The organism is Bartonella sp. AR 15-3, assembly GCF_002022445.1.
In the GTDB taxonomy this organism is placed as follows: domain Bacteria; phylum Pseudomonadota; class Alphaproteobacteria; order Rhizobiales; family Rhizobiaceae; genus Bartonella.
On the sequence record NZ_MUYE01000001.1, the window covers coordinates 1,112,417 to 1,133,717 of the forward strand.

The window sequence follows — 21,301 nt, forward strand, 5'->3', positions numbered from 1 at the left end:
TTTATTATAGTTGCGCGGTTTTTGCATAACTTTGAGTATTATGCCTTCAAATAGCAAATTGTGAGCCCAAATAATGACACAAACCATCTCACTTCCCTGTCCTTGGAGCACAAATAAACCTACAGCTCTTTTGGTTTTAGCCGATGGTACAGTGATCGAAGGTAAAGGTGCAGGTGCTACAGGAACTGTTGAAGCCGAAGTGTGTTTTAATACCGCCATAACAGGCTATGAAGAAATACTCACAGATCCATCATATACAGGACAAATCATTAATTTCACCTTTCCTCACATTGGTAATGTAGGAGCTAATCGAGAAGATATTGAAGACCTTACACCCTCAATTATCATGGCGCAGTTGGTGCTATTTTCAAAGCAGATATTACGGGCCCTTCCAATTACCGTGCACATGAAAATTTAAACCAGTGGCTTAAAGAACGAAAAATTATTGCACTTTACGATATTGATACACGAGCATTAACCACTCTTATACGCGAAAAAGGTGTACAAAATGCCATCATTGCTCATGATCCAAATGGAAATTTTGATATTAATGCTTTAAAAAAGCGTGCACAAAAATGGTCTGGCCTTATCAATCTCGATCTCGTAAAAGAAGTAACATCAAAGCAATTGATAGAATGGAATGAAAAACCGTGGACATGGAATAAAGGTTATAGTTTAAATAACAAACGTAATTTTCACATTGTCGCAATTGACTATGGTATTAAACGCAATATCCTCCGTCTTATATCGGCTTTAGGTGCACACATAACTATTGTACCAGCATCCACAAATGCAAATAAAATTCTATCTATGAAGCCGGATGGTATTTTTCTTTCTAATGGTCCTGGAGACCCAACTGCTACAGCTAAATACGTTGTTCCAACCATCAAAACACTCATCGATTGTAACATACCACTTTTTGGCATATGCCTTGGTCATCAGCTACTTTCTCTTGCCATGGGAGCTAAAACTATAAAAATGCATCAAGGGCATCATGGTGCAAATCATCCTGTTAAAGACTTTACTACCGGCAAAGTCGAAATTGTATCAATGAATCATGGTTTCGCCGTAGATAAAACATCGCTACCACAACATGTTGAAGAGACACATATTTCCCTCTTCGATGGTTCAAACTGCGGCATTCGAATTATTGAAAAACCGATTTTTTCTGTTCAATATCATCCTGAAGCTTCCCCTGGGCCTCAAGATAGTCATTATCTCTTTCAACATTTTCGCAATTTGATTATGGATTATAAAAAATAACCTAATCGCGTAGCTTTAGTATCTAGATTCTCCTTATAACTCGTATTCTCTGCGAACTGGCATAGGCAATTCCTTCCCATTTACCGAAGATACTTTATTAGCATAATAATCATAAAAAGATAATTTACTATAAACTCCTATAATTCTAAAAACAGTGTTATGGTTATTCTTAAACCTGTCTAATATAAAATCTGCCTAAACAGTATTATAGTCAAAACAAGCTCCATAATCATATTCAGACATAATTCATTTTTGAAATATCACAATAATTATCATCATAGCTATATAATAATATTTTAACATATTTTTATAATACATGTTAGACTAGCAAAAGGATAATGCTTGAAATATCTTCTATTTCAGCTAACACTGCTGAAATCCACTAATACTTTCACCTTTTTATTTTAAAATCAGTTAACCATTATTTATAAAAGTATACTGTTCTCAAACATTATCCCCAAAGAAAAAGCATAAAAAAGATATTTTATGGATTACTTTCTTTGTCTATTAACCTATAAAATGAGTTTAGCCAAAATTCTAATATTTCTGCCTACTACAACTGCGCATAAATGTTTGCCATAGGGAAAAGCCATGCCAAAACGTACAGATATAAAGTCTATCCTTATCATTGGAGCAGGACCTATTATTATTGGTCAAGCATGTGAATTTGATTATTCAGGCACACAAGCCTGTAAAGCCTTAAAAGAAGAAGGCTACCGAATTATCCTAGTGAACTCTAATCCTGCTACTATTATGACTGATCCGAATTTGGCAGATGCAACCTACATTGAGCCCATTACTCCAGAAATAGTTGCTAAAATTATTGCTCATGAACGCCCAGATGCAATTTTACCAACAATGGGAGGACAAACAGCACTTAATACTGCCTTATCTTTAAAGCGAATGGGAATTTTAAACCGCTATAATGTTGAAATGATCGGCGCCAATGCTGACGCTATTGATAAGGCAGAAGATCGTGCTCTATTTCGTAAAGCAATGGCAAAAATTGGTTTAGAAACACCGCGTTCTATATTAGCGAATGCAACTGAGCTCAAAGAAGAAGATCGCCGATTATATGAAAAATCATATAATAAACTTAAAAATGAACTTTCCGGTGATGCATTTGATCAAGCGTTAGAAAAGCTTGAACAAGATTGGTGTAATACAGAAGCCAATCGTAAGCAACATTATATCGCTCATGCCACCGCAAAAGCAGTTCAAGCTCTTGATATTATCGGACTGCCAGCCATTATCCGTCCCTCATTCACACTTGGTGGCACAGGTGGTGGCATTGCTTACAACCGCTCTGAATTTTACGAAATTATCGAACGTGGGCTTGAAGCGTCACCAACGACAGAAGTTTTGATTGAAGAAAGTATTTTGGGATGGAAAGAATACGAAATGGAAGTTGTTCGTGATCAAAAGGATAACTGTATCATTATCTGTTCCATTGAAAACATTGATCCTATGGGTGTTCATACCGGCGACTCTATTACTGTTGCTCCTGCTCTTACTTTAACCGATAAAGAATATCAAATTATGCGAAATGCCTCAATTGCTGTACTTCGTGAAATTGGTGTTGAAACTGGTGGATCTAACGTACAGTTTGCCGTCAATCCTGAAAATGGCCGCTTAATTGTTATTGAAATGAATCCACGTGTTTCTCGTTCTTCAGCGCTTGCTTCAAAAGCCACTGGTTTTCCAATTGCAAAGGTAGCAGCTAAATTAGCAGTTGGTTATACACTTGACGAATTAAAAAATGACATTACGGGCGGTGCAACACCAGCATCATTTGAACCTTCTATTGACTATATTGTCACCAAAATCCCTCGTTTTGCCTTTGAAAAATTTCCTGCTTCATCGCCTGTATTGACTACCGCAATGAAATCTGTTGGAGAAGTTATGGCAATCGGTCGTACTTTCCAAGAATCTTTACAAAAAGCACTCCGTGGACTTGAAACAGGTCTTACAGGTCTTGATGAAATCATACTCCCTGAGCACGCTGAAGGTGATGAAAAAAATTCTATCCGTTCGGCTATTGCTATCCCAAGTCCCGATCGTTTGCGTTATATAGCGCAAGCAATACGTATGGGCTTATCCTTGAAGGAGATACACCAAATAAGCAAAATTGACCCATGGTTTTTGGAACAAATAGCCTCTATCATCGAAACAGAACAGCGTATTCGCATCTATGGACTTCCCCATGATGCAGATAATTTACGCATGTTAAAAGCTATGGGTTTTTCAGATGCACGCTTAGCAAATCTTGCTGGAAAAACGCCAGATGATATTTTTGCCTTACGACAATCCCTGAATATTAAAAGTGTTTTCAAACGAATTGACACCTGTGCAGCTGAATTTTCTTCACCTACAGCGTATATGTACTCAACATATGAAAGACCCTTTGCAGGTGTGGAGTGCTCAGAAGCGAACATTTCTGAACGCAAAAAAGTTGCTATTTTAGGTGGCGGTCCAAACCGAATTGGCCAAGGCATTGAATTTGACTATTGTTGTTGCCATGCAGCCTTTGCTTTGCGAGATGCAGGCTTTGAGGCTATCATGATTAACTGTAATCCTGAAACTGTCTCAACAGACTATGACACCTCTGATCGTCTTTATTTTGAACCTTTAACAACTGAAGATGTTTTAGCAATTTTAAAAACAGAGCAAGAAAAAGGTGAACTAGTCGGAGTTATCGTTCAATTCGGTGGACAAACACCATTGAAATTGGCAAGCGCACTCGAAAAAAATAACATTCCTATTTTAGGCACTTCACCTGATGCTATTGATCTTGCAGAGGATAGAGATCGTTTTCAAAAATTGTTGTGCCAACTTAATTTAACCCAACCCCAAAATGGTATTGCTTATTCAGTTGAACAAGCACAACTCATAGCTCACGAACTAAATTTTCCATTAGTTGTACGCCCCTCTTATGTTTTAGGTGGGCGTGCTATGCAAATTATTCGAGACCAACGTGACTTGCGGAATTATTTGTTCGAAATAGTCCCTGAATTAGTGCCAGAAGATATTAAAGCTTGTTATCCTCATAACAAAACAGATCAGGTCAACACATTACTTTGTAAAAATCCGCTTCTATTTGATACCTATCTAACAGAAGCTATAGAAGTTGATGTTGATTGTTTGTGTGATGGAGAAAAAACACTAGTTGTTGGTATTATGGAGCACATTGAAGAAGCAGGTATCCATTCTGGTGATTCAGCGTGTTCTTTACCAGTCCGCACACTTTCACATAAATTGGTTAATGAATTAGAGAATCAAACAAAAGCTTTAGCAAAAGCACTACGCGTTTGCGGCTTGATGAATGTACAATATGCTATCAAAAATGAAACAATTTATGTCTTAGAAGTCAATCCTCGTGCTTCCCGTACTGTTCCATTTGTTGCAAAAACTATTGGTCGACCAATTGCTAAAATCGCAACACGTATCATGATCGGAGAAAATCTCCAAAGTGCACTTAAAGCTTATGGTGGAGTACCGTCTACGCCACAAAAACCACATATTGCTGTTAAAGAAGCAGTCTTTCCTTTTTCCCGTTTTTCAGGTGTAGATACACTACTTGGACCTGAAATGCGTTCAACAGGTGAAGTAATGGGACTTGATTATGATTTTGCCCTTGCCTTTGCTAAAGCGCAGCTTGGAGCTGGTGTTGATCTTCCTAAAGAAGGCACCTTATTTGTATCTGTAAGAGATGAAGATAAAGAACGTATATTAAAACCTGTCAAATGTTTAATTAAGCTTGGTTTTTCTGTTTTAGCAACAATTGGAACACAAAAATTTCTTGCTGAAAACGGCGTTAAGGCAGAAAAAATTAATAAAGTTCTAGAAGGTCACCCTCATATTGAAGATGCTATTCGTAATCTAAGAGTTCAACTGATTTTTAATACAACTAATACTGCTAGTGCCATTTCAGATTCCAAATCATTGCGCCATGCAGCACTTATGCAAAAAGTTCCTTACTACACAACAGTAGCTGGAGCTGAATCGGCAGCACAGGCTATTCGAGCACTCAAAACCAGTAATCTTGAAGTGCGTTCTTTGCAAAACTACTTTACTTAAAGCTTTTCTGACGCACCCACAAAATGTAATATTTTTCATTTTTTTATCAATCTTTGATTAATATAACAAAAAATTAATAGGGCTTGCTTTATATCAAAAAACCTTTTATAGTCCCTTTTATCGTATTTTTGGTTACGCGATCTTTCTTTTCTGTGCAATCGCACTTCTGATGAAATCTCTTCTGCCTAATTTCGATTTGAACTCGTAGTGAGAATTTTAAATCTCAGTACATAATATTATATATACTAAGGAATTTCCTATGTCTACAGGAACAGTTAAATGGTTTAATACAAACAAAGGTTTTGGTTTCATTCAGCCTAATGATGGAAGTGCAGATGTGTTTGTACATATTTCCGCTCTTGAGCGCTCTGGTTTACATGACCTCAATGAAGGACAAAAAATCTCTTATGATATTCTTCAAGATCGTCGTTCAGGAAAATTTTCTGCGGGAAATCTTTCTGCTCTTTAAAATTTGAGTATTTCATAAAATATCTCGCCTTCATAGGCGAGGTTTTTCAAGTATTATAAAATATTGATTATTTTTTCTTCAAAATTATTTAAGTTTTTCTCTCTCTTTTATTTAAATTAATCATTACTAATTTCAATAAAAATATGACACATAAACCAGTAACTATAAAAAACTTATTATTGAATAATAACAAAAAAACTAAAAAATTTAATAAAATCACACTGTTCTACAAAACAAAAAATTTTAATATATTTTATTCCTCAATCAACCAGTCATCTTTACCTTCGCAGTCAACTTTATCTGCTTAATCTCATCCACCAAATTATAGGCCATCAATCAGGTTGCCTATATAATTTGATGTGCCTTTTAGAAATAAAGTCCAATAAATACCTCATTATCAGCATAAAATGAGATTTATTTTGGAATTGATTTTTCAAAAATTACTCAGTATAAAAACTAAAATCAATAAATTTGAGTTTACAATAAAATTTGCTGGCAGTTTTCTTGCAGTTTTGTGTTTTCTACTACATAATCTTTTATGTATTTTATAATTAAGAGTTCCCTGCCTAATATTATAAGGAATTGAAATGGATGGTTTTCATTGCTGATAAGCTTTCTTCCATCAAGCCCTCTGCAACAATTGCTGTAGCTCAAAAAGTGCGTTCTCTAAAAGCTTCAGGTCGTAATATCATCTCTTTAAGTACTGGAGAACCAGATTTTGACACACCAGATAATATCAAAAATGCTGCTATTGAAGCTATTCGACGTGGAGAAACAAAATATACACCCATATCTGGTATTCCAGAATTGCGTCAAGCTATTTCTGTAAAGTTTAAAAGAGAAAATAATCTTACTTATACGCCAGAGCAAATCATTGTTGGCACAGGTGGCAAACAAATTCTCTTTAATGCATTAATGGCAACTTTAAACAAAGGTGATGAAGTTATTATTCCATCCCCTTATTGGGTCAGTTATCCTGAAATGGTTGCTCTTAACGGTGGTAAATCTGTTTTCGTAGAAACGAAAGCTGAATTTTTTTATAAACTCCAACCACAAGATCTAGAAGCTGCTATCACCCCAAAAACTAAGTGGTTTATTTTTAATTCTCCCTCGAATCCATCAGGTGCTGCGTACACAAACGATGAATTAAAAAAATTAACTAACGTTTTAATGAAATATCCTCATATTTATATTCTCACTGATGATATATATGAGCATCTAACATATAAAGATTTTACTTTTGTCACTCCAGCTCAAGTAGAACCACAACTCTATGACCGTACACTGACAATGAATGGTCTTTCAAAAGCCTATTCCATGACAGGGTGGAGAATTGGTTATGCAGGTGGTCCGCATAAATTAATTAAAGCTATGGATATTATTCAAGGTCAACAAACATCTGGTACAAGTTCCATTTCACAATGGGCAGGTGTCGAAGCACTTAATGGTCCACAAGACTTTATCGCTAAAAATAAAAATATTTTTCAAACACGTCGAGATCTTGTCGTTTCTATGCTCAATCAAGCCTATGGTATTGATTGCCCAACACCTGAAGGTGCATTTTATGTTTATCCGTCCTGTACAAAGCTTATTGGTAAAAAAACACCTCAAAACAAAATTATTACAAATGATGAGGATTTCGTAACAGCTCTTTTGGAAACAGAGTCCGTTGCTGTAGTTCATGGATCTGCTTTTGGACTTGGACCAGCATTTCGTATTTCCTATGCAACATCAGATGAAATACTTGAAGAAGCCTGTTTTCGTATTCAGCGCTTTTGTAACAGTTTGTCCTGAAATTATGGAGCACCATCTATCCAGGTAGTATTAATAAATTTAAAATAAATGATAGCTCTAATTATTGAATGTATTTTAATAAAAGAAAAAAAGAATATTTTATTATTCAAGATGAACAATAAATTAGTTTAATAATACAATATAGACATTAAATAATATAAGTTCATAACGGAAATAATACTTTTTGATATTCTCGAAATTTCTCAAAACGATGTGAGAAAAGGTAGTAGCTAGATTATATATATATTAGATATTATTGCACATAAACAAGAGATAACAGAAATTCTTAATAAGATAAGCTTACTCGCACACCTTTTGATTATTCCATAATAAAAAAGGTGATCTATAAACTGTCTACTTTCTTTAGTATTTTAGATTTTTTAGGCTTTGTAAATAAGTGTACGATTAAACCTTAATAAACATAAAAAATAGCCATAGAAAAAGTTCAAAGAGATTTTCTTCAGAAATAAAAAACCAAGCTAAAGCCCAGCAAATTCAGAAGATTTTGAGAGATAAAATTAACAACCCTATAAATCCTCAAAGAAATCACTCAAAAAACTTAATAGGAGGAAACATAACTAAGAGATAATATTTTCTTGCATTTTATAAAAATAAACACATAGCTCATTAGATTATTCACCTCTACTCTTCAATAATCTATAAAATATTATTAAAAGGACCACTTGCGTGCTTTTAAAAAGATATAATCTCTAAAAACATTCAATTTTGCTGAATTCTTCAAAGCAATAGGATAACAAAAAAAAGTATCAAAAGAAGGAATATCACTCATATCAGGAAAAAGACGCATAAGTTTCTCATCATTATTCACAATATAATCAGGAAGTACAGCAATACCAAGATCGCGCATAAGTGCATTTTTGATTGAAATAATGTTATTAATTTGCAAAATTGAAACACGGACGGAATCACCACTTTTCCCAGCTCTTTGCAACCAATTCAAGCCAACCAAATAAGGTGGCACAGGTTCGCCAAATGAGATAATGCGATGCTGATCCAGCTCAGATAATTTTTCTGGCTTACCATAATTTGCAATATAATTTTCTGAAGCATAAACATGCATATGAACTGTAAATAATTTTCTTTGTATAAGATCAGGCTGTTGAGGCTGATGTAAACGAATAGCGCAGTCTGCATAGCGCATTGTCAAATCAAGCTCTTCATCATCAAACAAAAGTTGAATTTGCATATCAGAATACAGACTCAAAAATTCAGGTATATGCTCCACAAGCCATCCTGCTCCTATTCCAAAAGTCGATGTTACACGTAAATGTCCTGTTGGTTTTTCACAGCTTTCACTTAATTGCAGACGCGTATTTTCAAGCTTCATCAAAATATCATGAGCTGTACGATAAAGTATTTCGCCCTGCTCTGTTAAAATTAAACCGCGTGCATGACGCTGAAATAAAGGTACTCGAACATCTTGCTCTAAAGACGAAACTTGTCTGGAAATTGCAGATTGAGATAAATGAAGCCTTTGAGCTGCATGTGTAAACGAACCTGCTTCTGCCGCAGCATGAAAAACTCTTAATTTATTCCAATCCAATGGCAATGACACAATTTTCTTCCTAATTTTTAAACGTTATTTATAAAAACCATCTTTTTAAGATATACATCTATGAAGCCAAAAACCGTTCCACCTCTAACGCTGCCATACATCCTCTCCCTGCTGCAGTTACAGCTTGACGAAATAAATTATCAGCGACATCCCCTGCAGCAAAAACGCCAGCAATACTTGTTGCTGTTGAATCAGGTGCAGTCCATAAGTATCCCCCTGGTTTTTGTTTTAATTGCCCCTCAAATAAAGAAACAGCAGGATCATGACCAATGGCGATAAATACTCCATCCACATCCATTTGCATTTTTTGACCTGTTTTTGTATTTTTTAGACGCGCACCTGTTACAACAGCCCCCATTGAAGACTGAACAGGCAACCCAATAATTTCTTCCACTATGTGATCCCAAATAACGCAAACATTATCACGAGAAAATAACCTATCTTGCAAGATTTTTTCTGCCCGAAAATGATCACGCCTATGAACCACACATACACTTTTAGCCAAATGAGATAAATAAAGAGCTTCTTCAACAGCTGTATTACCGCCACCTACTACCATTACATCTTTGCCACGATAAAAAAAACCATCACAAGTAGCACAAGCAGAAACACCACCGCCCATAAAGGTTTGTTCACTTTCCAAACCAAGCCAACGCGCCTTTGCCCCTGTTGCAATAATTAGCGCATCACAACAATACTGCGTTCCTGTATCCCCAAATAAAATAAAAGGGCGCTTAGATAAATCGGCCTTTACAATATTATCATAAATAATTTTTGTACCCATATTTTCTGTTTGCTTTGCCATTTGCTCCATCAACCATGGCCCTTGAATTGAATCAGCAAAACCTGGATAATTTTCAACCTCAGTTGTAATTGTCAACTGCCCTCCTTGCTGCGTTCCAGTAATTAACACTGGTTTAAGCATTGCTCTAGCAGCATAGATAGCCGCTGTATAACCAGCAGGTCCAGAGCCAATAATAAGAACACGACTATGCAATTGCACAATAAAACTCCTTTTTTCGGCCTTTGATTAAACTTTATAAGTTTATAACAAAATATGTCTTTAAAAATACATTTTTTAAGAACTCGAATTATGGCAAAGTTGTATTTTTTCAAGATTGATTAAAAGTACATTGCTAATTTATCATAGTTTGCTTAGTATAAGCATTAAATTTATATTACATAGGCGTATAAATTCTAATTAGGTAAACGTTATAATAGAAACAATTAGAGACAAGGAGCAGTTATTTTTCAGTTTATTATTAATATTTGCGCACGGTTTGCATTAATCATGGGAGGAACCATGCTTTTGCCAGCTCTTGCAGATTTGCGGGATAACAATCACAATTGGACAATTTTTCTTTACCCTTGTGCTATTACAACTGTACTAGCAACACTTATTCTTTTAGCAACTAGAGGAGCTACCTGCCGTTTTTCAACACGGCTTAGCTTTACACTAACTCTTTGTCTATGGCTAACAGGCAGTATAGTGGCAGCTCTCCCTTTTTATCTTTCTTCACTCCCAATTTCCTTAGCAGGAGCAATTTTTGAATCCATCTCTGGAATTACAACAACAGGCTCTACAGTTATTACTGGCCTTGACCATCTATCACGAAGCATTTTATTATGGCGTTCCATCATATGCTGGATTGGAGGTATTGGTTTTATCGGTTTAGCTTTAATACTTCTACCCTCATTACGGGTTGGCGGTATACAACTTTTCCACATGGAATCATCTGATAAATCCGAAAAAATATTACCGCGTATCCACCAAATCGCCAATGGAATTATTATTGCCTATATTGGATTAACACTAGCTTGCATGCTTTCTTATTTTGCTGCTGGCATGACATTATTTGATGCTATCAACCACGCAATGACAACGATAGCAACGGCTGGGTTTTCAACTCATGATACCTCCTTTGGTTATTTTTCTGATAAACCAGCTATTTTAATTGTTGCTACAATCTTCATGTTGCTCTCTGCATTACCTTTTGTTCTTTATATAAAACTGCTACTTCCTGGATACTCTAAACGTTCCATAGATCCACAAGTTATCGTTTTTCTTAGCATTGTTTTTCTCTTTAGCTTTGCACTCGCAACCTGGTTACGATTTCATAATCATCTTCCCTTCCACAAAATTTTTCTTGATGTCATTTTTCATCTGACATCTGTCATTAGCACTACCGGTTACAGTGCTGAAGACTACCAACTTTGGGGACCTTTTGCACTTGGTATTTTCTTTATTGTTTCTTTTATGGGTGGCTGTGCTGGTTCCACTTCTGGTGGCATAAAGGTTAACCGTTTAATTATCTTATGGCGTATTGCACAAACAAATATGACACAACTTCTTTCCCCTAATGCGATTGTAAAAGTGCGCTATGATCACTCAAATGTCTCTAATGATATTACTAAGGCAGTTTTACTTTTTCTGTGCCTTTATATGTTCTGTCTTCTTATTGGTACTGCACTTTTACTCACTACTGGACTTGATTTTACTTCTGCTTGCACAGGCGCCTTAACAGCGCTTTCAAATATTGGTCCAGGTCTTGGAAGCATTATCGGTCCTGTTGGAAATTTCTCAACCATTAATGATCAGGCCTTATGGATTTTGAGTGCTCTAATGCTCGCCGGCCGCCTTGAAATTATAACTATCTTTGTACTTTTTACCCGTTCTTTTTGGAACGAACAATTCTAATGTACAGTTGTACAGTTTTCTATATTTATAATATGAAAATTCACAGAATACAGCATTATAGATGACATAAATTTTAAAACCAATCCTAATGTAATTAATATAGAATGCCAAAAGAGCTTTTAATAAATCAGTGCATTAAAAATTTTAAACGAGTATAAACTAGAATCTTAGCACCATATGTATGAACGCATGCATCTTGCTTTTAAAATATTTTCTCTGCAAACATTTCTTTATACACATGCCCAATTGCTATTGCTTCCTTTTCTAAAGGGAAATGTGTCTGAACATAGGTTAACGCTTTTTTCCCTGCCATTATTGTTTTTTCTAAATCAGAAAAATATAATTCAATCGCTTCTGTCAAAGCTACTCGATCTCCTGCAGAAACAACTGTTCCTGTTCCTTCTCTTATTAATTCTTCATACATCCCTGCATTACTAGCCACTACAGCAGTCTGAGATGCCATTGCCTCCAATGGTGTTAAACCAAATCCTTCTCTACGAGAGGGAGCAACATAAAGTGAAAGACGACGATACCACAAAGGTGTATCCTGGATCTCACCAAGAAAAATAATACGATCACTTAAACCAGCAGTAGCAATTTTCCGACGTAATTGTTTTTCAAAGTTATAATGTTTTACTGTAGTACGACCAGCAATAATCGCTGTCCAATCTGGATAACGAGGCAATAATTTTAACATTGCATCCACAAATAAATCAGTGCCCTTCAAATAGCGTATACGTCCAAAGCATCCTATTGCGTATTGTCCAGATAATCCGGAAGCTGAAAAACAATCATCAATGGTTTTCGGTGGTGAGAAACGCTCAAGATCCACACCATGCATAATAACTTTATGAGGAACTTCAAGATACTTTCCAGTGCGTTCACTTGTAGCAATCACTTTATCCATGCGGCGAATTAACCATTTTGTAAAGGGCTTATGATAACGTTGAGATGCCGATGTAAAAATGAGTTTAAGTTTCATTTTTAAAACATCCCGTAAAAAAATCCCACAAAGCATCTCAATATTGCGTCGTGCATGCCAAATCCGAAATGATTTTCCTACTGGACTTTTCCATAGACCGAAAAGATCTTTAAAAGAAAGAGCAGGTAAATTTTTTGGCAACCCTATCCCTAAAGTGGATATATAAATACCCTGTTTTCGTTGCAATGGAACAAGATGAATAATCGTTGTTGTTACTCCTGATAAACGTTTCTTAAAATGCGGAACAATAATGTCAGTTTCTTTTAAAAACACACGCATAACAATTTAGATATATTGAACCTTAATAATTTCATAATTATGCGCACCACCTGGTGCATTTACTTCAATTACATCACCCTCTTGCTTACCAATAAGTGCACGTGCAATAGGAGAAGAAATAGAAATTTTACCAGTTTTTACGTCAGCTTCTTGATCACCAACGATCTGATAAACTTTTCTCTCTTCAGTGTCTTCATCCAAAAGATTAATAGTAGCTCCAAATTTAATTTTATCACCTGAAAGACGTGAAACATTAATAACTTCTGCTCGCGCAATACAATCTTCAAGCTCGTTTATACGCCCCTCATTATGACTTTGTGCTTCTTTAGCAGCGTGATACTCTGCATTTTCTGACAAATCACCATGTGCACGTGCCTCAGAAATTGCCTCAATAATCCGTCGACGCTCTTGTTGTTGACGCCACCGTAACTCTTCTTTGAGACTTTCAAAACCAGCTGTAGTCATCGGAACTTTTTCCATGATCCGTCCCTTTCTTGTACACGAAAGACCTTATAAAGATATAAAAATCGGCCTCCAAGATGACTCTTGGAACCCGAAAATTACAATTGCCTTTTATTATATAATACAGAAATTTTGTTTTCCATATAAAAATAAAAAGAGCATAGAAAACTCTTTAGTTACTTTAACAGTGAATTTATATTTTAAATGTTCAGGAATATCTCTGTTATTATCTATATATTAAAGGATGTAATTACCTGTTTTCTGTTTTATTATAAAGACATTGTATAAAAATGAAAATACAGTATCAAGAATCTATGTTAGAAGAAAAATGAAAAATTTGATTAATTGTTTTATAGCTGGCTCCTTCATTTTAGTAATAACACCCGCCGATGCTACAAATGCCATCGTAATAAAGAATTTGAATTTCAGGATAGGTCCGAGCACACAACACCCGCTTCTCGGGTGGATTCCTGTAAACCAAGCAGTTTCGATCCGAACATGCAGAGGCAACTGGTGCCAAATTGATTATAATTCACGAACAGGTTGGGTATCATCCCGTTACCTTTCATTCAAAAATGGAAATGATCTTTACCAAATGTATATAAAGCCGTCGATTAGAGCACACACTCCCAATATCAAAAAATAATAGCCAAAAACATTACGAAGATTGCTTTACCGAACATTATTAGCACTAGTCTCAACCTTGCTAGTACAAAAAGTATGATTTTGACCTGAGCCATCCTTTCACTTTACTTATAGAGAAGTATAACTTCCTAGGATCAGTATCAAAAATAGTTATAGTCACCTCTACTATACCACAAAAAATATTTTAACTAATTATCAAATGACAAAAAAGAAATTTCTTTCAAAAACAAATTCAACCAAAAGCTTTTAATTTTTTTTTCTAAATTATATTTAGAATAACTGTATAAAATGTTCTTATCATGTCACATAAAAAGTCAAAAAAAAATCAAAAACAATTCAATCAAGGATTAATAAATCCATCTGCAGTTATGAAACAATGCTCTAATACCAAACTTCATACAATCAAAAACCATGATGTTTCATCTGAAACCACAAATACTATATCACCTAAAAACATAACAACAACAAACGGTGTTACAGCAACAGTTGAAACACTTTCTGCACTCATTGCTTCAAGTAATCCCCTTTTTAAAAATGGTGCATTATGGACACCTCATCGTCCTATTCGCCCTGAAAAATCTGAAGGTGGAATTCAATTTCAAATTAAAACATCTTTTCAGCCTGCCGGTGATCAACCCATTGCAATCAAATCTTTAGTTGAGGGAATTAAGAAAAAGGAACGCACTCAAGTACTTTTGGGCGTTACTGGTTCAGGTAAAACATACACAATGGCAAAAATCATTGAAAAAACACAACGCCCCGCCCTTATTTTAGCACCAAACAAAACTCTAGCTGCGCAGCTCTATGGAGAATTCAAAAACTTTTTTCCCAATAATGCTGTCGAGTATTTTGTTTCTTATTATGATTATTATCAACCTGAAGCTTATGTTGCACGATCTGACACTTATATTGAAAAAGAAGCCTCTATTAATGAACAAATTGACCGCATGCGCCACGCTGCAACACGAGCTGTACTTGAACGTGATGATGTCATTATCATCGCATCTGTATCTTGCATCTATGGAATTGGTTCAGTAGAAACTTATACAGCAATGACTTTCCAAATGCAAAAAGGCAACAAACTCGATCAACAGAAATTACTAACTGATTTAGTTGCTCAACAATATCAGCGACAAGATATAAACTTTGTTCGTGGTTCTTTTCGTGTTCGAGGCGACACAATTGAAATTTTCCCTGCCCACCTTGAAGACCGTGCTTGGCGTATTTCACTGTTTGGTGATGAAATTGAAACAATTACTGAGTTTGACCCTTTAACGGGACAAAAAACAGGAGATCTTCAATCCATTAAAATTTATGCTAATTCACATTATGTAATACCGCGACCCACATTAAATCAAGCGATAAAATCAATCAAAATAGAATTAACAAAACGCCTCGATGAATTAAATGCAGCTGGTCGTCTTTTGGAAGCGCAACGTTTAGAACAACGGACAATATTTGATTTAGAAATGCTAGAAACTACCGGATCCTGCCCAGGAATTGAAAACTATTCCCGCTATCTGACTGGAAGAAAACCAGGCGAACCACCTCCAACTCTGTTTGAATATATTCCTAACCACGCTCTTGTTTTTATTGACGAGAGTCATGTAACAATTCCTCAAATCGGTGGTATGTATCGAGGTGATTTCCGACGGAAGGCTACCTTAGCAGAATATGGTTTCCGCTTGCCATCCTGTATGGACAATCGTCCTTTACGCTTTGAAGAATGGGATGCAATGCGCCCACAAACTATCGCCGTTTCAGCTACACCTGGACACTGGGAAATAGAACAATCGCGTGGCATCTTTGTAGAGCAAATCATTCGTCCCACAGGGCTGATTGATCCACCAACAGAAATACGCCCAGTCAAAACACAGGTTGATGATGTCATCAACGAAATTCACCAGACAATCAAAAAGGGTTATCGTACATTAATAACTGTTCTTACAAAACGCATGGCAGAAGATCTGACCGAATATCTCCATGAACAAAATATCCGTGTGCGTTACATGCATTCTGATATTAATACACTAGAGCGTATTGAAATCCTTCGAGATTTACGCCTTGGTACTTTTGATGTTTTAATCGGTATTAACTTACTTCGAGAAGGCTTAGATATTCCAGAATGTGGTTTTGTTGCTATCTTCGATGCTGATAAAGAGGGTTTTTTACGTTCAGAAACTTCACTTATCCAAATGATTGGACGAGCTGCACGTAATGTAGAGAGTCGGGTTATCCTTTACGCTGATAAAATTACTGGTTCTATAGAACGTGCTTTGCAAGAAACGAAACGACGTCGAGAAAAACAAATAGCCTATAATGAAGAGCATCAAATTACACCGACTAGTATTAAAAAGAATATCGATGATATTCTTAGTTCAGTTTACGAAAATGATCATAATATCAAGATCTCTCATTTTATCACGCAAAATAATAAAGTTGGCGACAATCTAACCAACCATATTCAACATCTCAAAAAACTAATGCGTAAAGCAGCTGATGATCTCAACTTTGAAGAAGCTGCTCAATTGCGTGATGAAATTAAACGATTACAAGAAATAGAATTAACTATCGCTAGTGATTCTTTAGTGTGTAATAACAAATATTCCCTTGATAAATCCATAGAACACTCAAGTCTTTTCACTAAACCAAATCTTGCTCAAATGGGCCCTAATACTACGGATGTTGGTTTATTAGCAAAACGCAAAAAAGAAAGAAAATGATCAAAAAATACTTTAAATGAGATGTTTAAAAGAGATTCTTGCCATAAACAGTCTAAAATCTACAAATTGCTACAAAATAATTAGCTCTTATAAAAAACCCTGCCAATAAGTCCACAAAATAGTAACATATCATAAAAATTGGAATAAAATATTTCTCTTTCCATCCATTATCTAAGATAAATTAATAAGCCGCTATACTTATTATGAACTAAAAAATAACATAAGAAAACAGATTCTATAAAGAAAACTCTTGTCAAATATTCTATTTTCAAGCAATCTTGTTTTTTAGATAAATTGCGAACATTGGAAGGTGATATAAAAAGTCTTCTAGAAATGATTCTAAGTTCTGAGTTGATAAAAAATAATAAAAACGTTTTCCAGATATCGTAACTTGCCTAAAAATACCGTTTACGTAAGGTGCGTAATACGGTTGTTGACTATCTGCCTTACAAAGGCAATCAAATAAGGAAATATTCTATGGCTCAAACGGGCGAAGTAAAATTTTTTAACAATAACAAGGGCTTTGGTTTCATTAAACCTGATAATGGGAGTACTGATATCTTTGTTCATATTTCTGATGTCCAGGCCTCAGGCCTTACTGGCTTAAATGATGCACAAAAAGTATCATTTGACATAGAGCCTGACCGCCGTGGTAAAGGACCAAAAGCTATAAATATTAATGTTATGAGTTAATTTAAGCAAAGTCCGTTTTGTGGAATCGGGTTTAAATCCCGGTTCCATTTTACTATATTTAATTATATAATAGACTCTTTCTTTATTCGTTCTAGTAAAATAAAATCGAGCATTGTTCAAATTATATTCAGCCTAGAACATTTAAAGTGCAGACCAAGATAAATTTGTATAAGGAGTATTGCTATGATAAAATTAACTAAATTAATAGTGTTATCAGCAATGTTGACAGCAGCTATTTCAGTACCGTTAGAGACAGTACTTGCTGCTGCACAAATACAATCATACCAACAAACAATTACGCGCACAACAAGTGGAACTGGACGTACTCCTCTCCAATCTTCCAGTCAGACTTTTTCAGTACAAAGGAATTTCGAATATACAGAGAAAAACATTCACGAACGTCATATAAGCCGTAGTAGTAGTGGTAATGTAGGTGGTGTTATTGCTGCAGGTCTTCTAGCCTTGACAGCAGGTATAATTATCAAAAATGCTTTAAAAGAACCTGAACAACCACAAGTTGTCTATCAAACCCCACCATCAAATCAAACGGTTTATCAAGTGCAACCAGTAGTAACATATCAATCTTCTCAGCCGTTAAATACAACAAGTTGGTATCAATATTGTAAAAAAACATACCGTTCCTTTAATTCAAAAACAGGAACTTTTCGAGGTCATGATGGCTTAGATCATGTTTGTTATGCCCCACTACAGTAATTTACACAACACCAAAAACCGCTTTAAAGCGGTTTTTTTTTGAGTATAATAAACTATTAAACCCCCTGAAGAAAAGGATTGTATTGGCGTTCATAACCTATTTGGCTTCCTGGCCCATGCCCACAAATAAAGCTGACATTATCGCCTAATGGCAGGACTTTTTCTTTAATTGATTTAATTAATTCTTCATGAGAACATAATGGAAAATCAGTGCGTCCAATAGCACCACGAAAAAGCACATCCCCTAATAAAGCGAAACGCCTTTTTTCATTAAAATAAATAACATGACCAGGCGAATGGCCAGGCGTATGAAAGACACTGAACGTATGTCCAGCACAATCAACACTATCACCATCTTCTAACCATTGATCAGGAATACAAACACGTGCATCAGGCATGTGATAGATTTTTGCTCTTTCACTGACATCGTCCATTACTGGTTTGTCATTACGATGTGAACCAATAATTTGAATATCCAACGCTTCTTTAGCCTGCATGGCTGCTCCCACATGATCAATATGACCATGTGTTATCCAAATAGCTTCAACAATAACCCCTTTTTCTTGAATAGTTTGTTGTATCTTAGGCCAATCACCACCCGGATCAACTAAAACACCTCTTTTACTTTCATTATCAAAAAGTAAAGTGCAATTTTGTTGAAAAGGCGTAACTGGAATAATATACACACTGAAATCGCTCATTAGAACCCTTTTTAAAATTCAATATTTTAAAATCTTTTAGTTTATAGATAACATTTCTTCTGTCTTTATAAAGCAAAAAATTGTTCGCTCGACAGCTATATATAACTTATGTAAAGTACAATTTATGTAAACTGAATTTTTGTTAAGGGTTTGAATCATGGCTGATCACATTCAGACTTTATGTGATAATGCACCCCACCTTCTCGTGATTGATGATGATACCCGCATTCGCAACCTTTTATCTCAATTTCTCATTAAAAATGGATTTCGTGTTTCAGTCTCTGCCAACTCTAATGAAGCTAAACGCCAACTTAAAAGCTTAGATTTTGATCTTCTTATTGTTGATATCATGATGCCTGGTGAAACCGGTATTGATCTAACCTATTCACTCCGTCAAACAAAAAATGTTCCTATTTTAATGTTAACAGCTTTATCAGAAATAGATAATCGTATTCATGGATTAGAAGCAGGAGCAGATGATTATCTTGCCAAACCCTTTGATCCTCGCGAGCTTTTACTCCGCATTAATGCCATTTTGCGACGTGGCTCATCTTCTCCCCAACCCAAAATTGAACAGATTATTTTTGGACCTTATATCTTTTCAATTTCACGACGTGAACTCAAAAAAGCAGGAGAGATCATTAAACTGACAGATAAAGAACAGGAAATGATGGTCATTTTTTCTGAACATGCAGGAGATACTATTCCACGCCACAAATTTGCGATGGATGATAACAATAGTGCACGTTCTATTGATGTGCAAATCAACCGTCTTCGTCGTAAAATCGAAAGCAACCCAACAAATCCTATATGGATCCAAACCGTGAGAGGGATTGGTTATAAGCTTTCAATTGAATAGGCCTGAGATGATCGAACCTGCAAAAAAAATTGCGCTATGGTTATCTAAGAAAATGCCTAAACGGCTTTATGCTCGTTCTTTGATCATCATCATTGCTCCTATGGTACTCTTACAAACAGTAATTGGCTATGTTTTCATGGAACGCCATTGGCAAATGGTAACAAAACGTCTTTCGACCACTGTTGTCCATGATATTGCAGCTATTATTGATATAATTGAAACATATCCACAACAGCATAATTATGAAGAAATTAAGCGTATTGCACAACAACGCATGGGAATAAACATCTCTCTTCTCCCACCTGATCCTCTTCCTCCTCCAGGCCCCAAACCTTTTTTTGCCATACTTGATTACTTTTTAAGTGAAGAAATCACTCGCCAAATTAATCGTCCTTTCTGGATTGATACAGTTGGCGATTCTAATTTTGTAGAAATTCGTATCCGCCTTGATCACAATATCTTGCGCGTTTTTGCCATGCGCAGTCAAGCCTATGCCTCTAATACCAGTATTTTTTTAAGCTGGATGGTAGGAACAGCTCTTGTTTTACTGTTAATAGCTATTTACTTTTTACGTAATCAAATCAAACCAATTCAACAATTAGCAAAAGCAGCAGAAAGTTTTGGACGTGGCCATCCTTTACCAGAAGGATTTCAACCACAAGGAGCTGATGAAATACGCCGTGCTGGTATTGCTTTTTTACGTATGCGTGAACGAATTGAACGCCAAATCGAACAACGCACTATGATGCTCTCAGGTGTAAGTCATGATCTAAGAACCATCCTCACACGTTTCAAGCTTCAACTCGCATTAGTAAGTAATGATTTTGATATTAAACCGCTTGAGCAAGATGTCAGCGATATGCAAAATATGTTAGAGGGTTATCTTGCTTTTGCCCGTGGTGAAGGCAGCGAAAATATTAGCACCCTTGATTTAAATGTCTTGATGCAAAAGTTCTCCACTAATGCTCATCTTCATCAACGTAACTTCTCCTATACTATTGAAGGCTCTCCACAGATACAAGTACGCCCCTATGCTTTTACCCGTTTGATTAGTAATCTTCTATCAAATGCATTTTATTATGCAAATACCATCCAACTCACAGCTAAACCCCAAAAAGAATCTTTTATTATTACTATTGATGATGATGGACCAGGTATTCAAAAAGACATGCATACAGAAGTTTTCAAACCATTTTTTCGGCTTGATCAATCACGAAATCAAGATGCCAGTGGAACAGGTCTTGGTCTTTCTATTGCCCAAGATATCGCACGTAGCCACGGAGGTAATATTCAATTAGATGATAGTCCATTAGGAGGTTTGCGCGCTATTATAGATATTCCTCTATAAAACATATTCAAAAACTTT

The 21,301-nt window shown here is 35.7% G+C and carries 15 protein-coding genes and 1 pseudogene; 11 read left to right on the top strand and 5 right to left on the bottom strand.

Annotated features, from left to right (window positions below; translation table 11 throughout):
* Positions 1-73 precede the first annotated feature (73 nt).
* The 4 genes and pseudogenes from carA (at position 74) to BAR153v2_RS04955 (ending at position 7,603) form a co-directional block, all read left to right on the top strand.
* Positions 74-1,263: pseudogene (gene carA / locus BAR153v2_RS04940) on the top strand (glutamine-hydrolyzing carbamoyl-phosphate synthase small subunit).
* 591 nt (positions 1,264-1,854) lie between these two features.
* Positions 1,855-5,340: a carbamoyl-phosphate synthase large subunit gene (gene carB / locus BAR153v2_RS04945; RefSeq protein ID WP_078680564.1), complete on the top strand. Its 3,486-nt coding sequence runs from the start codon at positions 1,855-1,857 to the stop codon at positions 5,338-5,340.
* Positions 5,341-5,599: 259 nt separating this feature from the next.
* The gene (locus BAR153v2_RS04950; protein WP_078680565.1) at positions 5,600-5,809 is read left to right on the top strand and encodes a cold-shock protein; all 210 of its coding nucleotides are present in this window, start codon (positions 5,600-5,602) and stop codon (positions 5,807-5,809) included.
* Between the two features lie 591 nt (positions 5,810-6,400).
* On the top strand, positions 6,401-7,603 hold the full coding sequence (locus BAR153v2_RS04955) for a pyridoxal phosphate-dependent aminotransferase (protein WP_078680566.1): 1,203 nt from the start codon (positions 6,401-6,403) through the stop codon (positions 7,601-7,603).
* A gap of 670 nt (positions 7,604-8,273) precedes the next feature.
* Here BAR153v2_RS04955 and BAR153v2_RS04960 read toward each other — a convergent pair.
* Together BAR153v2_RS04960 and trxB are read right to left on the bottom strand one after the other, a co-directional pair.
* A complete protein-coding gene (locus tag BAR153v2_RS04960) occupies positions 8,274-9,179 on the bottom strand; it encodes a LysR family transcriptional regulator (protein ID WP_078680567.1) in 906 nt (301 codons plus the stop codon).
* 58 nt (positions 9,180-9,237) lie between these two features.
* Positions 9,238-10,185: a thioredoxin-disulfide reductase gene (gene trxB, locus BAR153v2_RS04965; protein ID WP_078680568.1), complete on the bottom strand. Its 948-nt coding sequence runs from the start codon at positions 10,183-10,185 to the stop codon at positions 9,238-9,240.
* A 297-nt stretch (positions 10,186-10,482) separates the two neighbouring features.
* Here trxB and BAR153v2_RS04970 point away from each other — a divergent pair, with 297 nt between their 5' ends.
* Positions 10,483-11,877: a TrkH family potassium uptake protein gene (locus BAR153v2_RS04970; RefSeq protein WP_078680569.1), complete on the top strand. Its 1,395-nt coding sequence runs from the start codon at positions 10,483-10,485 to the stop codon at positions 11,875-11,877.
* Positions 11,878-12,079: 202 nt separating this feature from the next.
* On the opposite strand, the gene BAR153v2_RS04975 is transcribed toward BAR153v2_RS04970, so the two are convergent.
* Positions 12,080-13,138 carry a glycosyltransferase family 4 protein gene (locus BAR153v2_RS04975; protein WP_078680570.1) on the bottom strand — a complete coding sequence of 353 codons (1,059 nt, stop codon included), beginning with the start codon at positions 13,136-13,138 and terminating at the stop codon, positions 12,080-12,082.
* Between the two features lie 6 nt (positions 13,139-13,144).
* The gene (gene greA / locus BAR153v2_RS04980) at positions 13,145-13,618 is read right to left on the bottom strand and encodes a transcription elongation factor GreA (RefSeq protein WP_078680571.1); all 474 of its coding nucleotides are present in this window, start codon (positions 13,616-13,618) and stop codon (positions 13,145-13,147) included.
* Between the two features lie 310 nt (positions 13,619-13,928).
* Here greA and BAR153v2_RS04985 point away from each other — a divergent pair, with 310 nt between their 5' ends.
* The 4 genes from BAR153v2_RS04985 (at position 13,929) to BAR153v2_RS05000 (ending at position 18,375) form a co-directional block, all read left to right on the top strand.
* Entirely contained in the window at positions 13,929-14,246 is a 318-nt protein-coding gene (locus tag BAR153v2_RS04985) for an SH3 domain-containing protein (protein WP_078680572.1), read from the top strand.
* A gap of 298 nt (positions 14,247-14,544) precedes the next feature.
* Positions 14,545-16,968, top strand: coding sequence for an excinuclease ABC subunit UvrB (gene uvrB / locus BAR153v2_RS04990; RefSeq protein ID WP_078680573.1), 2,424 nt, complete (start codon positions 14,545-14,547; stop codon positions 16,966-16,968).
* A 477-nt stretch (positions 16,969-17,445) separates the two neighbouring features.
* A complete protein-coding gene (locus BAR153v2_RS04995; RefSeq protein ID WP_078680574.1) occupies positions 17,446-17,661 on the top strand; it encodes a cold-shock protein in 216 nt (71 codons plus the stop codon).
* A gap of 183 nt (positions 17,662-17,844) precedes the next feature.
* The gene (locus BAR153v2_RS05000) at positions 17,845-18,375 is read left to right on the top strand and encodes a BA14K family protein (RefSeq protein WP_078680575.1); all 531 of its coding nucleotides are present in this window, start codon (positions 17,845-17,847) and stop codon (positions 18,373-18,375) included.
* Positions 18,376-18,431: 56 nt separating this feature from the next.
* Here BAR153v2_RS05000 and BAR153v2_RS05005 read toward each other — a convergent pair whose 3' ends face one another.
* Positions 18,432-19,076 (bottom strand): MBL fold metallo-hydrolase, encoded by a 645-nt coding sequence (locus tag BAR153v2_RS05005; protein WP_078680576.1) that lies wholly within the window; start codon positions 19,074-19,076, stop codon positions 18,432-18,434.
* Positions 19,077-19,233: 157 nt separating this feature from the next.
* On the opposite strand from BAR153v2_RS05005, the gene BAR153v2_RS05010 reads away from it, so the two are divergent.
* Positions 19,234-19,935 (top strand): response regulator, encoded by a 702-nt coding sequence (locus tag BAR153v2_RS05010; protein WP_078680577.1) that lies wholly within the window; start codon positions 19,234-19,236, stop codon positions 19,933-19,935.
* A gap of 7 nt (positions 19,936-19,942) precedes the next feature.
* On the top strand, positions 19,943-21,283 hold the full coding sequence (locus BAR153v2_RS05015; protein WP_078680578.1) for an ATP-binding protein: 1,341 nt from the start codon (positions 19,943-19,945) through the stop codon (positions 21,281-21,283).
* The last annotated feature ends 18 nt before the right edge of the window (positions 21,284-21,301 follow it).

Excerpts from the sequence above, each read along its gene's own strand:
- carB (WP_078680564.1), top strand. The coding sequence starts at position 1,855 with ATGCCAAAACGTACAGATATAAAGTCTATCCTTATCATTGGAGCAGGA.
- BAR153v2_RS04950 (WP_078680565.1), top strand. The coding sequence starts at position 5,600 with ATGTCTACAGGAACAGTTAAATGGTTTAATACAAACAAAGGTTTTGGT.
- BAR153v2_RS04955 (WP_078680566.1), top strand. The coding sequence starts at position 6,401 with ATGGTTTTCATTGCTGATAAGCTTTCTTCCATCAAGCCCTCTGCAACA.
- BAR153v2_RS04970 (WP_078680569.1), top strand. The coding sequence starts at position 10,483 with ATGCTTTTGCCAGCTCTTGCAGATTTGCGGGATAACAATCACAATTGG.
- BAR153v2_RS04975 (WP_078680570.1), bottom strand. The coding sequence starts at position 13,138 with ATGCGTGTGTTTTTAAAAGAAACTGACATTATTGTTCCGCATTTTAAG.
- greA (WP_078680571.1), bottom strand. The coding sequence starts at position 13,618 with ATGGAAAAAGTTCCGATGACTACAGCTGGTTTTGAAAGTCTCAAAGAA.
- BAR153v2_RS04985 (WP_078680572.1), top strand. The coding sequence starts at position 13,929 with ATGAAAAATTTGATTAATTGTTTTATAGCTGGCTCCTTCATTTTAGTA.
- uvrB (WP_078680573.1), top strand. The coding sequence starts at position 14,545 with ATGTCACATAAAAAGTCAAAAAAAAATCAAAAACAATTCAATCAAGGA.
- BAR153v2_RS04995 (WP_078680574.1), top strand. The coding sequence starts at position 17,446 with ATGGCTCAAACGGGCGAAGTAAAATTTTTTAACAATAACAAGGGCTTT.
- BAR153v2_RS05000 (WP_078680575.1), top strand. The coding sequence starts at position 17,845 with ATGATAAAATTAACTAAATTAATAGTGTTATCAGCAATGTTGACAGCA.
- BAR153v2_RS05005 (WP_078680576.1), bottom strand. The coding sequence starts at position 19,076 with ATGAGCGATTTCAGTGTGTATATTATTCCAGTTACGCCTTTTCAACAA.
- BAR153v2_RS05010 (WP_078680577.1), top strand. The coding sequence starts at position 19,234 with ATGGCTGATCACATTCAGACTTTATGTGATAATGCACCCCACCTTCTC.
- BAR153v2_RS05015 (WP_078680578.1), top strand. The coding sequence starts at position 19,943 with ATGATCGAACCTGCAAAAAAAATTGCGCTATGGTTATCTAAGAAAATG.